An 11,650-nucleotide genomic window follows, 5' to 3' on the forward strand; every position below is an offset into this window, starting at 1 on the left:
TTTCGGCGCCAGGATGGAAACGGGATGCTTAGTACCTCGCGACGACCGGTCCGCCGAACTTGTAGTTCACGCCGACGCGCACGATGTTCGATTTGATATCGACCGAGTGGGTGAAGACGCTGGTCGGAAACGCGCCGCCAAGCAGATTGGTGCTGGTCACGGTACTGCGTCCGAGATCGACGTAGAGATATTCCGCCTTGAGCGACCAGCCGCCGCCGACGGCATATTCGGTGCCCACACCTGCGGTCCAGCCGAGGCGCGTGTCGCGGATCGCGGCCGACTCCGTCGCCGCGGCGAACGTGTCGGTGAAGTTGAAATTGCCCTTCACCTCGGCGATGGCCGCGCCGCCGGTGGCGTAGAGCAGCCAGGTCGGAGCCGCGAGGAAGCCGATGCGGCCGCGGATGGTGGCGAGCCAGTCGGCCGAGACCGAAGATGACACGGTGAAGCCGGTCGGGGCGCAACAGGGATAGAGCGCCGACCCGGACCCGCTGCCCTTGAAGCCGAAATGGTTGATGTCGCCCTCTAGGCCGAGCACGGCATTGTTGACCTGCCAGTTGTAGCCGGCGGTGAGACCGCCCGTGACGCTGGAGCTGTTGACGCGCTGGGCGCCGACCGCAGCAATCGCAGTGACACTCGTGTCCGCGAAATAGCCGAAGGGAGCAACCGCGGTCGAGCTGGCGGGATTGGCGCTGCCCCATTGTCCGCCGACATTGCCGCCGACGTAAAAGCCGGTCCAGTTGTAGGCCGTCGCCATCATCGGTGCCTTGGTGTAGTGCGCCGCGAGGTCTGCCGCCTGCACGGATGTGGTGCCCAAGAGGACCGCGGCCACCGCCAGCAAAAACTTCTTCATTCCAGTCTCCTTGCCTCACGCGATCGGTCTCGCGTGTCGAATGCGCGCGGGCGGAAGTTGTCCGGCGCAGATCCGGCATAGGCTGCCGGTCCCTCGCCGTCTTGGGCTGCGGCGAAGTTCATAGGGGCTGTGACGTAGTGTGAGTCGTGCGGCGCGCGAACGCGTGACGGGTGTGACGGAGGGGCCACGCATCACCCTTCGGCAGCGGCGGGCCACACACACCACTGTCGCATCGCGACACCCCGCGAGAACGCGATTCGAATCGGTCCGGCTCAGACCGAACGCGTCAGTCCGCCGTCAACGCGGATGTTCTGTCCGGTGATGTAGGCCGCGCCGTCGGACGCCAGGAACGAGATCGTCGCGGCGATTTCCTCGACCTTGCCGTAACGCCGCATCGGCACGCTGTCGCGGCGTGCATCCAGCTGCGGCAAGCTGTCGATCCAACCCGGCAGCACATTGTTCATGCGGATGTTGTCGGCGGCATGGGTGTCGGTGAAGATCTTCGTGAAGGCGGCAAGGCCGGCGCGGAACACCGCAGAGGTCGGAAACATCGCGCTCGGCTCGAACGCCCAGGCGGTCGAGATGTTGATGATCGCGCCGCCCTTCTGCGTCTGCATGATCGGCGTCACCAGCCGGGTCGGACGGATCACGTTGAGCAGATAGGTGTCGAGGCCGGTGTGCCACTGCTCGTCGGTAATCTCGGTGATCGCCGCCCGGGGCCCATGGCCCGCGCTGTTGACGAGCACGTCGATGCGTCCCCATCGGGCAAGCGCCCCGTCCACAAGCCGCTTCAGATCGTCGTGCGACTTGTTGGAACCGGTGACCCCTAACCCGCCGAGCTCAGCCGCCAGGGCCTCGCCCTTGCCGGAAGAAGACAGGATGGCGACGCGAAAGCCGTCGGCTGCGAGCCGACGCGCGGCCCCTGCCCCCATGCCGCTACCGCCGGCGGTCACGAGTGCGACCTTCTCTGCTGCCATCTCTGCTGCCATGAGCGATCATCCTTTGTGATATCGTGGAGGCGAGCCGCAGGCCCGGCCTGTCATGAGGCCTTCTACCGCCGGACCGGCCGGAAGGTCCACCGTCGAAAGCGACTTGAAAGATGAGCGATTTGCAGATCCGCAATTTGCGCCCCGAGGAGATCGCCACCGCCGTCGAGTGGGCCGCGGCCGAGGGCTGGAATCCGGGCCTCTCCGATGCCGCCTGTTTCGCGATCCCGGACGCGAAGGGCTTCTTCGTCGGCGAGATCGAGGGCGAGCCGGTCGCGACCGTCTCCTGCGTCAATTACGACGATCGCTTCGCATTTCTCGGCTTCTACATCGTGCGCGAAGATTTTCGCGGCTGCGGCCACGGCCTGCGCATCTGGAACGCGGCGATCGCCCATGCGCGTCCCCGCGTGATCGGGCTCGACGGTGTGGTCGCGCAGCAGGACAATTACAGAAAGTCCGGCTTCCAGCTTGCCTACGCCAATATTCGCTATGGCGGCATCGTCGCCGCGCCACCGAAGCCGCCCGCCGACGTAATTGCGCTCGACACGATCCCGTTCGCGCTCATTGAAGCCGACGATGCGACGGTGTTCCCGGCTCCGCGCGGTGCCTTCCTGCGTGCCTGGATCGGCACATCAGGACATGTTGGTCGCGCGTTGCTGCGCGACGGCAAGCTCACCGCATGGGGCGTGATCCGGCCGTGCCGGACCGGCCGCAAGATCGGCCCGCTCGTCGCCGACGACCGCGCGGCGGCGGACGCAATCGTGCAGGCCTTGCTGGCGAGCGCAAGCGGCGGCGAAATCTTCCTCGACGTCCCCGCCGTCAATCGCGAGGCGATCGCACTCGCGGAAAAGCTCGGGCTGAAGCCGGTGTTCGAGACGGCTCGGATGTACACGGGGCCGATCGCGCCGCTGCGGATCGACCGCGTCTTCGGCGTGACCAGTTTTGAGCTGGGCTAGCTGAGCCGAACGCGCTGCTCAGTAGCAGCGCATGATGTTGACGGTGTGCTCGCCGCCGCCGCGGCCGGGCACGGTGACCTGCTCCGTCGGACAGCTCGGCACGTAGGGCCGGTCGGACGGCACCACGTTCGGCGGGAAGCGATGCGTCCAATCCCAGGGAACGTCGTACGTGTAGGTGTAGCGCACGTCGTTCGATACGGGTTGGGCGGTCTCGGCGAAAGGCTGGCCGTAGCCTGCATTGTCATAGTAGAACCCGCCGCCGCCGGGCCAGTAGACCCAGGGCGTGTTGCGGCCACGGAACCTGGCGCCCGGCGCAATCGGCGGACGCGCCGCCGGACCGGAAGGCGTGGCGGCATGTGCGACGGCGCCGCCGGGTCGGGCAAAACTGTCGCTGGGGGCAAGGAGCAGCGCGGCTGCGCTGAGCGAGGCGAGCAACGCCCCAAATGATCTGGACATCATGATACGCACCAACTCGTTTGGCTTCGCGGATAGCGGCTCCCCACCGCACGCTAGGCCGGGCTGTCGCCCACCCGCAAACGTATAATTAATTATTGGTTAAGGCACGGGATTGATAGGGAACAAGCTGCGGCAAGACGCCCGGGATTCCGGCTGATGTCGCACGTGTTCCGGGAAAACGGACTTCATAACCAGTTGATCGGAGTTGATCGCTTCGGCCGACAACGCCCGGAACGCTCCCGCACTGCGGTCGTTGGCTCCCGACACCAGCAAGGAGCATGTCCAATGCAGAACAAATCGAAACTCCTCTGCCTGATCACGGCTTCACTCGTCGCGGGCACGGCGGCCGCTTCGGCCCAGGGCTATGATTGGAACGGACCGCGCGCGGGATGGGACCGCACGGCCCCCGCTTACCAACCGGTTCAGCCACGCGCGTACTATCCGGATGTCGCGGGGCCTTACGGTGCGCTCAACGGCACCAACCATCCGGCGCCGAGCTCGACGCAGGGCGATGTCGGCCCGGAGGGTAACAACAACGGCACCCTGACGGGCGTCTATCGGAGCTGGTAACGCCCGCTCACGCCGAGGCCCATCGTCCGTCACGGACGATGGGCCTTCGTTCGTCAGCGGCCCTGCTGCTTGCGCAGCCAGTCCAGCATGTCCTGCGGATTTCCGGTGCCCTGCGACACGATGGCGGTGTTGCCGCCGCTGCGGCGATAGACCGTCGTGCGCCCGGGCTCCTTCTCAATCTTGACCTCGGCCTGCGCCGGATCGCCGCTCTGGGTAATGACGGACGTGCCGTTCTCGTCCTGAACGATTGTGGTATGGCCGTCGTCGGACTCGCCAGCTCCGGCCGGCCCGGCTGTCATCGCCGTCATGATGCTCATTCCTGCTGCAAGTACGATGAATCTCATGTTGCACCTCGCATTCACGATCACCGGCTGAACTGAAATATCGACAGCCAGTTGGAGCGCCCGAATTGTCGCACCGTTCCCGTGTTCATGTCTCCGATCTGGAGCAGGAGGGCGTTGGTGGAATTGCCGACCTGCGTGATATCGGCAATGTTGCTCACGCCCGACTGGCCGATCGCCACATTGGTGGTGCCACCCACCTGGATCACATCGACATAATTTCGCGTGCCGTTCTGGATGATCGTCGCATCGACCGTTCCCGTGCCACCGATCTGGATGACACGCGCGATATTGATGCGGCTGTTCTCTTCGATCGTGACCGGCTGGACATCGTTGCCGAATTGCACGATCGTCTCGATGCTCACGTTCCGGTTCGTCACGCCGCGCTGGACGGATCCGGCGGATGCCTCGGACGCGACGCTGACGACGGCAAGCAATGCCGCCAATGCCAGCAGTAGCCTAGCGCATTTCATTGCCTTGCCCCCATTACATTTCTGACGACGGCGAGGTCGCACTCAGCTCAGTGGCTATTTTGGACAACAGTCGCCGAGTTGAACGCACCGAACTGGGACAGGAAACTGCTGGTCGACTGGCCGGCCTGGCCGACAAACGCAAGATTATTCATGCCCGTCTGCCCGACCGATGCCGACGTCGTCCCGCCGAATTGCAGGATACCGGTCGCGTTGTTCGTGCCGTTTTGAGTGACGGTCGCGCTGGTGCTGCCGCCGATCATGAACACGCCGGCCATGTTGAGCTGGCTGTTCTGGTTCAGCACCACCGGCGGGCCGCCGAGCGACACGATGGTCTTGATATCGGCAGTCTGGGCACCGGCCGAGCCGGCGCCCCCGCAACACAAGGTAAGAAATGCGCCACAGGCGGCGCCTGAAAAATGTCTCATGAAATGCCTCGCTATCGAAAAGGATTGCGATCACGGAGTCTGCTGCAAAATCGTCGAGCCGTTCAGGATTCCGAGCTGTCCGACGCCGGCCGCGTTGTTCGCGCCGATCTGGCCGATCAGGCTCGAATTGAAGCCACCGGCCTGGCCGGCCAGCGCCGTGTTCGACGCCGTCGCGGTCGTACCGCCCTGCCCGATCACCGAGGTGTTGACGGTGAGGAGCGAACCCGTCTGCAACGTGGTTGCAGTATTGGTGGCGCCGAATTGCATCGTGGTGGCGCTGTTGTTGGTGCCGCCACTCTGCGAGATGAAGGAGTTGTTGGTGGTGCCGAATTGCAGCACGCTGGCCGAGTTGCCGGCCTGGGCATCGACGGCGGTCAACAGGCTGAACGCGACGATCGTGGCAACGAGATATTTTTGATGCATGACATTTCCTCCGCAAAAGTCGGCGGACAACCTCTCACCGAGTCGTCCTGCCCGAGGCGGTGCTTTCAAGAATGGCGCGGACGCGCCGCAATTGGCGCGTCCGGCCAAACGGGGCTGGCTTAGTGCGCCGTCTGCGAGACGGTGCTGCCGTTAACGCCGAACACGCTGAGCTGTCCGACGGCGGCGGCGTTGTTCTGGAGCGGGGCAGGCCCGAACGAGTTCTGGGTGATCGAGCTGCCGTTGTTGCCGAACGCCACCTGGCCGGTGGTCGCCGAGTTCTGCACGCCGATCTGGTTGACCGTGCTGCCGTTGTTGAGCGAGGCCGCGCTGGTGCCCTGCATCGTGGTCGCACTGTTGACGAGGCCGAGCTGGCTGGTCGACGAGGTGTCGTTGGTGAGGCCCTGCTGCGAGACGCTGGAACCGTTCACGAGGCCCACTTGCACGGTGGTCGAGGTGTTGGCGGCCTGCGCGGCGGAGGACAGGGCGAGCACGGCAACGGAAGCAAAAAACAATTTGCGCATGGAATATCCTTTCTGGCTAAGATCTCTGACTGGGTTCGGATGCCGTCTTGGAGGAGGCCGACATCGCAGGACCGACTTTGAACCGATCGTGCTGCGTGCGACAGACTGCAGTTCATGCTAATCGGTACGGACTAGACGTTGCGCGGCGCCTTGGTGCCCGCAGTACTAGCTGTACGGTTGTCCCGCGCCAATTCGTGTCGTCTCGTCTTCGCGTCCCATGCTGTCGACCAACCGCACCACCTCGATCGGCGAGCGAAGCTCCAGCTTTCGCATCATCCTGGCGCGATGGACCTTGGCCGTCACTTCGCTCACCCCAAGCTTCGCCGCGATCTGCTTGGCAACGAGACCCTCGGCCATCAACAGCATGATCTCGCGCTCCCTTGCCGTCAGCGTCTCGACGCGCTGGCGCGCCTCGCGCACGCTATCTTCGCGTTCGAGCCGCCTGCGGTCGCGCTCGATGCCATGCCTGATCGCATCGAGGATCTCCTGTTCGCGAAACGGTTTTGGAAGAAACTCGACTGCGCCGCGCTTCATGGCCTCGACCGAGACCCGGACGTCGGAATGGCCGCTGATGAAGACGATCGGGATGAGCACGCCCGTCTCGGCGAGCCGGCGCTGAAGCTCGAGGCCGGTCGGCGCCGTGCCGGGAAAGCGGACGTCGAGCACGAGGCATGAAGGTCCGCCGGAAATACTGCCCGCGACGAACTCGTCCGTCGATGCAAACAATTTTACCTGATGCCCGGTCTCCTCGCAGAGACTTCCTATCGCAGTTCGAATCTGAATTTCGTCATCAATGATATAAACTGTAGCTTGACCTGAACTCATGGCAACGGGCTCCCCGGCTTGGGGCTCGATGAACACGCAACGAGCCATCCATTCTTCTTGCAAGCGAGATCAAGGTGCTTGGATGAATTCGCGGGGATCGGGCGAGTCGCTCCGATCCGCCGCTTCGACGTCTTAGGGCCAACACCCGTTCAAGACGAGTGAAGGTGTTCACATATCGGGTTTCGTGATTGCGGGGATTCGCGCTTGGGAGCTGCGGCATCACAGCGAGGCGCGATATCGACAATGCGACGATCTGGAACTTCGGTATCGCCCGCTGCGTCATGGCGTCGCCACCCACGTGCCGACTTGAACGCCAGGCGCTGGCCGCTTCAGCCAGAACAGACGGGACGTTAAGTCAGCTTGTCGAGTTCGATACCGCGCGCATCATATCGATACGCTCCGTATGCATTTCCGGCAAGTCACGAAAAATAGCACCCGAAGACTTTACTTCTGGATCATCAAGCGCACCCGACCGACGCCCCGGCAGCGGCGACACACTGACGATCGACTGCGCTTTCTAAGATTTACAACCATAGCGCGATCTTTCTCCGTGCCGCCAACGATGCCATTTCAAGAGGCGGGTTTTTGATATGCGATTTGTGCCAGTTATTGCCTTGCTCGGAACCGCATGTGGCCTCGCCGCGATCTACGCCGCCCGGCCAGCCGTGATCAGCGACGCCGCCGGGGCCGCGGCGCAGAAGGCGGCCCGCGCCTATGAATCGACCCAGCGGCTGCTCGGACCGGTCGGGCGGGAAACACGGACCTTCGGATCGGACGCCCCCGTATTCCGCTATGCCTCGATCCAGCGCGGCAGCATCGAGCAGACCATCACCGTCACCGGCGCCCTGCAGCCGGTCAAGACGATCGAGGTCGGTTCCCAACTGTCCGGGCAGCTCGCCCGGGTCTATGTCGATTTCAACGACACAGTCACGAAGGATCAGCCGCTCGCCCTGATCGATCCGCGCAGCTTTGCGGCCAAAGTCGACGAAGCCAGGGCGGCCGTGGCGGTGGCGAACTCCTTTGTCGACATCGAGCGGGCCAAGCTCGACCGCGCCAGGATCGATCTGCAAAACGCCAGGGGCAGCAGAGACGTACTCGTGGCCAAGCTCGACAGCGCGCAGGCGGTCAAGGCGTCGGCGCAGAAGACCTTGCAGCGCAAGCTGGCTCTACAGTCACAAAATGTCGTGGCGGTAACGGCGGTGGATGACGCCCAGACGGAGTTCACCGCGAGGCTTGCCCAAGAGCGCGAAGCCGAAGTCCTGATGTCCCTGAACGCCTACTCAGTCGACGGCGCGCAGGCCGATATCCGCCGGATCGAGGCGGAATTGCAGCAGGCACGAATGGCCGTGCCGGAGAAGGCGGCCGTTCTCGCTGCGGCCCAGGCCGATCTCGACCGCACCGTGATCCGCTCGCCGATCGATGGCGTCGTCGTCGGCAGGTTCGTCAACGAGGGCCAGACGCTCGCGGTCGGACTGGAATCGCGCACGACGTTCGTGGTCGCGCACCGACTGGAGGACATGGAAATTCACGCCCAGGTCGACGAAGCCGATATCGGGCGAATCGCCCCCGACCAGCGCGCCCATTTCACGGTGGATGCCTACCCGGACCGCCGCTTCGAGGCGGTGGTGCGGCAGGTGCGCAAGGCACCACAGAACCAGCAGCACGTCGTGACCTACACCGTGGTCCTGGCGACCTCCAATCTCGACGGCGCGCTGCTGCCCGGCATGACCGCCCTGGTGAAGATCGTGATCGAGCGGCAGGACGACGTGCTGAAAGTGCCGCTTGCCGCGTTGCGCTTCCAGCCCTCCGGCACGCAGCCGGATGCCGCGGCGCGCAGCGGGGTGTGGGCGCGCACTGCAAGCGGCTCACTCCGGCGTATTCCCGTGACCGTCGGCGCGGCCGGCACCGAACAGGTCGCGCTCAGGAGCGGAGACCTCGTCGAGGGCAGTCAGGTCGCCGTGGGTCAGGCCATCCGGCCGGCCGGCATGGAGTTTCTCGGCATCAGGTTCGGATCATGACGGCCCCCCAGCCCCTCATCAGCCTGCAGTCGGTCTCCAGGACCTATCGCGCCGACGGAGTAGCGGTGACTGCGGTGCGCAATGTCAGCTTCGACATCGAACGAGGCGAGATCGTCGCGGTGATGGGACCGTCCGGCTCGGGAAAATCGACGCTGATGAACATGATCGGGCTGCTCGACCTGCCGAGCGAGGGCGCGCTCTATCTCGAGGGAGCCGACGTCGCCGATCTCTCCGAGGACCACCGGTCGTCCCTGCGCGCCCGCAGCATCGGCTTCGTATTCCAGTCCTACAATCTGCTCGCGCGCCACAATGCGATTGAGAACGTCGCGCTGCCGCTGGTCTATTGCGGCATCAGCCGCAAGGAACGCCTGGCCCGCGCCGAGCAAAGCCTGGAGGCCGTCGGCATGGTGCACCGGGCCCACCACTTCCCGCGGCAGCTCTCGGGCGGCGAGCAGCAGCGCGTCGCGATCGCGCGCGCCCTGATCGCCTCTCCGCTGATCGTGCTCGCCGACGAGCCGACCGGCGCGCTCGACAGTCGTACCGGCGCCGAGATACTGGCCCTGTTCGCCGCGCTCAACCGGACCGGCCAGACCATCGTGATGATCACGCATGATCCCGGCATCGCGACCCAGTGCCGGCGCACGATCCGCCTGCACGACGGCGAGCTCGTCGCTGACGAAACGCTGGTCCCGATCCTGCCGAAACGGAACGCTGCGCCATGACGATGCTCCAGGGCTTTCAGATCGCTTTGCACGCCTTGCGCCTCAATCCGTTGCGCAGCATCCTCACCATGCTCGGCATCGTGATCGGCGTCGCCTCCATCGTCACCGTGTTTGCGATCGGGTCCGGCGCGCAGCTTCGCCTCCAGGAGCAGATCCGCTCGATCGGCGCCAACGTGCTGATGATCAACCCCGGCGCGGTCTACCAGGGCGGCGTGCGTCTCAAGGATGGCAGCAAGCTGACCATGACCGAGAGCGACGTGCAGGCGATCCTCGAGCAGATCCCCGAGATCCAGGCAGCGGCGGGTTCGATTGCAGGAACGGCGCAGGTCATTCACGAGAGCAAGAACTGGAACACGACCATCAACGGGACGACGACCGGGCACTTCATGGTCCGCGACTGGCAGCTTGCGACCGGGCGCTATTTTTCCGGCACCGAGGAGGCAGGCGCCGGCAAGGTCGTGATCCTCGGCAGCACGGTGGCGCAGGAGCTGTTCGCGCCCGGCGAAGACCCGATCGGCGCACAGATCCGGATCATGAAGGTGCCGCTCGAAGTGGTCGGCGTTCTCGATCGCAAGGGACCGGCGCAGGACGACGTCGCCTTCGTGCCGCTCACCACCGCCAAGCTGCGCTTCCTCGGCAGCGCAAGCAACATCAACCGGGATTCGGTCGCCTACATCATCGCCAAGGTGGCTGCGGACGGACAGATGGCGGGGGCGCGAACGGAGATCGAAAACCTGCTGCGGCAGCGCCACCGTATCCCCGCTGGTCAGGAAGACGACTTCAAGGTCCAGGATCCGGCCGCCGCCATGGAAGCGCAGCAGGGAGCGATCCGCACCGTCGCGCTCCTGCTCGTCGCTATCGCCTCGGTCTCGCTGCTCGTTGGCGGCATCAGCATCATGAATGTCATGATCGTGTCGGTCACCGAGCGCACGCGAGAGATCGGAATTCGGCGCGCGCTTGGCGGGCGGATGCGGGACATCCGTCTTCAGTTTCTCTGCGAGGCGCTCGTGCTCTGCCTGCTCGGCGGCGCGATCGGCGTCGGTGCCGGCGTCACGCTCTCGATGACGGTCGCGCGCATGGCAGGATGGATCACCTCGATCGACGGCCAGGCGATCGGCCTCGCCCTCGCCTTCTCGATCGCGACCGGCCTGATCTTCGGTTTTTATCCCGCCTACAAGGCATCCAAGCTCAGTCCGATCGAGGCACTCAAGACGGAGTGAGAACATGCTGGGGTGTTCGCGTCGACCAAAGGCCACGGAGGAGCAGTCATGAGTCCGGATCCGAAACATTCGATCACACCAACGCCACGCGAGCGGGACCTGATGATGCTGATCGCACGCGGCATGCAGAACAAGAACATCGCGTACGAGCTCAAGATCTCGGAGAACACGGTGCGGGCGCATATCGGCAACATCATGCGCAAATACCGCCTTCAGAACCGGACCCAGATCGCGATCATCTTCGCCCTGCAAGCGGCGCCGCCATCGCTTCGCCGCAACCTCGCCAATGGCGGCCGCAATTCCATGACGGCCGCGCCGGCCAAGGCGGTCGCGCAGAATACGCCGGTCCCGACCGCGCCGGACTGACGGCTCCGGCCACAATCCCTTGCGTCATTTCGGGCGAAACACCCAAGTCCGGGGTCAACGGACCGGCGACAAAATATTTCTCTTTATTAGAATTCGGATTTTTGTTAGGAGTTTCTCGACCCGGCCCAAGGAAGAGGGGCGTATCGCGATCGTCACGAACGCGGGCCGGACGGCGGTGGACGTTGGTCACATCGGCGCGAAGGGTTTCGCAGGGCGGGCAACCGTGAGCGAAAGCGTCGCGCACACGACCGGTGTGACCGGCGTACGGCAAAATCGTGTGGTCCTGACGCCCGGGGTCTGTGCGTCAAGTCTTGTGGTGATGTGGTTGCCCAACCGGGCACACGCGTCAGCCATCCGCAAGGCGACGGGGGCAATAGTGCATCGCTCCCCGGGGAGATCACGACATAAGCCGTAAAGCCACTGCGCAGGGAAGGCCGTGTGTTGGGCTTCACCTGTATGCCGCTGTGCATTGTTCTTACGACAATCTCGCACAGTGGA

General features: G+C 64.4%; 15 protein-coding genes. 6 read left to right on the top strand and 9 right to left on the bottom strand.

Annotated features, from left to right (window positions below; translation table 11 throughout):
- Positions 1-28: 28 nt before the first annotated feature.
- Positions 29-850 carry an outer membrane protein gene (locus tag AC0L21_RS21955; RefSeq protein ID WP_473263901.1) on the bottom strand — a complete coding sequence of 274 codons (822 nt, stop codon included), beginning with the start codon at positions 848-850 and terminating at the stop codon, positions 29-31.
- Positions 851-1,122: 272 nt separating this feature from the next.
- Positions 1,123-1,827 (bottom strand): SDR family oxidoreductase, encoded by a 705-nt coding sequence (locus tag AC0L21_RS21960; RefSeq protein ID WP_473264020.1) that lies wholly within the window; start codon positions 1,825-1,827, stop codon positions 1,123-1,125.
- Between the two features lie 122 nt (positions 1,828-1,949).
- Between AC0L21_RS21960 and AC0L21_RS21965 the strand changes: the two genes are divergently transcribed.
- Positions 1,950-2,792, top strand: a complete 843-nt coding sequence (locus AC0L21_RS21965; RefSeq protein WP_473263902.1) for a GNAT family N-acetyltransferase — start codon at positions 1,950-1,952, stop codon at positions 2,790-2,792.
- An 18-nt stretch (positions 2,793-2,810) separates the two neighbouring features.
- On the opposite strand, the gene AC0L21_RS21970 is transcribed toward AC0L21_RS21965, so the two are convergent.
- Positions 2,811-3,251 carry a hypothetical protein gene (locus tag AC0L21_RS21970; protein WP_473263903.1) on the bottom strand — a complete coding sequence of 147 codons (441 nt, stop codon included), beginning with the start codon at positions 3,249-3,251 and terminating at the stop codon, positions 2,811-2,813.
- Positions 3,252-3,533: 282 nt separating this feature from the next.
- Here AC0L21_RS21970 and AC0L21_RS21975 point away from each other — a divergent pair, with 282 nt between their 5' ends.
- Positions 3,534-3,818 carry a hypothetical protein gene (locus AC0L21_RS21975; RefSeq protein WP_473263904.1) on the top strand — a complete coding sequence of 95 codons (285 nt, stop codon included), beginning with the start codon at positions 3,534-3,536 and terminating at the stop codon, positions 3,816-3,818.
- 53 nt (positions 3,819-3,871) lie between these two features.
- Here AC0L21_RS21975 and AC0L21_RS21980 read toward each other — a convergent pair whose 3' ends face one another.
- From AC0L21_RS21980 to AC0L21_RS22005, 6 genes are all read right to left on the bottom strand, one after another.
- Positions 3,872-4,162 carry a hypothetical protein gene (locus AC0L21_RS21980; protein WP_473263905.1) on the bottom strand — a complete coding sequence of 97 codons (291 nt, stop codon included), beginning with the start codon at positions 4,160-4,162 and terminating at the stop codon, positions 3,872-3,874.
- 20 nt (positions 4,163-4,182) lie between these two features.
- Positions 4,183-4,632 (bottom strand): curlin, encoded by a 450-nt coding sequence (locus AC0L21_RS21985; RefSeq protein WP_473263906.1) that lies wholly within the window; start codon positions 4,630-4,632, stop codon positions 4,183-4,185.
- Between the two features lie 47 nt (positions 4,633-4,679).
- Positions 4,680-5,057 carry a curlin gene (locus AC0L21_RS21990; RefSeq protein WP_473263907.1) on the bottom strand — a complete coding sequence of 126 codons (378 nt, stop codon included), beginning with the start codon at positions 5,055-5,057 and terminating at the stop codon, positions 4,680-4,682.
- Between the two features lie 30 nt (positions 5,058-5,087).
- Complete coding sequence (locus tag AC0L21_RS21995) at positions 5,088-5,480, bottom strand: hypothetical protein (protein ID WP_007611483.1); 393 nt, start codon at positions 5,478-5,480, stop codon at positions 5,088-5,090.
- A 119-nt stretch (positions 5,481-5,599) separates the two neighbouring features.
- The gene (locus AC0L21_RS22000; RefSeq protein WP_473263908.1) at positions 5,600-6,001 is read right to left on the bottom strand and encodes a curlin subunit CsgB; all 402 of its coding nucleotides are present in this window, start codon (positions 5,999-6,001) and stop codon (positions 5,600-5,602) included.
- 165 nt (positions 6,002-6,166) lie between these two features.
- Positions 6,167-6,826 (bottom strand): response regulator transcription factor, encoded by a 660-nt coding sequence (locus tag AC0L21_RS22005; RefSeq protein WP_473263909.1) that lies wholly within the window; start codon positions 6,824-6,826, stop codon positions 6,167-6,169.
- Between the two features lie 590 nt (positions 6,827-7,416).
- Here AC0L21_RS22005 and AC0L21_RS22010 point away from each other — a divergent pair.
- The 4 genes from AC0L21_RS22010 to AC0L21_RS22025 are packed head-to-tail and all read left to right on the top strand — an operon-like array spanning position 7,417 to position 11,152.
- Complete coding sequence (locus tag AC0L21_RS22010; protein WP_473263910.1) at positions 7,417-8,844, top strand: efflux RND transporter periplasmic adaptor subunit; 1,428 nt, start codon at positions 7,417-7,419, stop codon at positions 8,842-8,844.
- A complete protein-coding gene (locus AC0L21_RS22015) occupies positions 8,841-9,566 on the top strand; it encodes an ABC transporter ATP-binding protein (protein WP_473263911.1) in 726 nt (241 codons plus the stop codon). The genes AC0L21_RS22010 and AC0L21_RS22015 overlap by 4 nt, the downstream gene beginning before the upstream one ends.
- Positions 9,563-10,786 (top strand): ABC transporter permease, encoded by a 1,224-nt coding sequence (locus tag AC0L21_RS22020; protein WP_473263912.1) that lies wholly within the window; start codon positions 9,563-9,565, stop codon positions 10,784-10,786. The genes AC0L21_RS22015 and AC0L21_RS22020 overlap by 4 nt, the downstream gene beginning before the upstream one ends.
- A gap of 48 nt (positions 10,787-10,834) precedes the next feature.
- Positions 10,835-11,152, top strand: coding sequence for a response regulator transcription factor (locus tag AC0L21_RS22025; RefSeq protein ID WP_473263913.1), 318 nt, complete (start codon positions 10,835-10,837; stop codon positions 11,150-11,152).
- The last annotated feature ends 498 nt before the right edge of the window (positions 11,153-11,650 follow it).

This window comes from Bradyrhizobium sp. WSM4873 (genome assembly GCF_055811355.1).

Coding starts and splice junctions, on each gene's coding strand:
- AC0L21_RS21970 (WP_473263903.1), bottom strand. CDS start 3,251: ATGATGTCCAGATCATTTGGGGCGTTGCTCGCCTCGCTCAGCGCAGCC.
- AC0L21_RS22020 (WP_473263912.1), top strand. CDS start 9,563: ATGACGATGCTCCAGGGCTTTCAGATCGCTTTGCACGCCTTGCGCCTC.
- AC0L21_RS21955 (WP_473263901.1), bottom strand. CDS start 850: ATGAAGAAGTTTTTGCTGGCGGTGGCCGCGGTCCTCTTGGGCACCACA.
- AC0L21_RS21995 (WP_007611483.1), bottom strand. CDS start 5,480: ATGCATCAAAAATATCTCGTTGCCACGATCGTCGCGTTCAGCCTGTTG.
- AC0L21_RS22005 (WP_473263909.1), bottom strand. CDS start 6,826: ATGAGTTCAGGTCAAGCTACAGTTTATATCATTGATGACGAAATTCAG.
- AC0L21_RS22025 (WP_473263913.1), top strand. CDS start 10,835: ATGAGTCCGGATCCGAAACATTCGATCACACCAACGCCACGCGAGCGG.
- AC0L21_RS22015 (WP_473263911.1), top strand. CDS start 8,841: ATGACGGCCCCCCAGCCCCTCATCAGCCTGCAGTCGGTCTCCAGGACC.
- AC0L21_RS21975 (WP_473263904.1), top strand. CDS start 3,534: ATGCAGAACAAATCGAAACTCCTCTGCCTGATCACGGCTTCACTCGTC.
- AC0L21_RS21965 (WP_473263902.1), top strand. CDS start 1,950: ATGAGCGATTTGCAGATCCGCAATTTGCGCCCCGAGGAGATCGCCACC.
- AC0L21_RS22000 (WP_473263908.1), bottom strand. CDS start 6,001: ATGCGCAAATTGTTTTTTGCTTCCGTTGCCGTGCTCGCCCTGTCCTCC.
- AC0L21_RS21980 (WP_473263905.1), bottom strand. CDS start 4,162: ATGAGATTCATCGTACTTGCAGCAGGAATGAGCATCATGACGGCGATG.
- AC0L21_RS21960 (WP_473264020.1), bottom strand. CDS start 1,827: ATGGCAGCAGAGAAGGTCGCACTCGTGACCGCCGGCGGTAGCGGCATG.
- AC0L21_RS21990 (WP_473263907.1), bottom strand. CDS start 5,057: ATGAGACATTTTTCAGGCGCCGCCTGTGGCGCATTTCTTACCTTGTGT.
- AC0L21_RS22010 (WP_473263910.1), top strand. CDS start 7,417: ATGCGATTTGTGCCAGTTATTGCCTTGCTCGGAACCGCATGTGGCCTC.
- AC0L21_RS21985 (WP_473263906.1), bottom strand. CDS start 4,632: ATGAAATGCGCTAGGCTACTGCTGGCATTGGCGGCATTGCTTGCCGTC.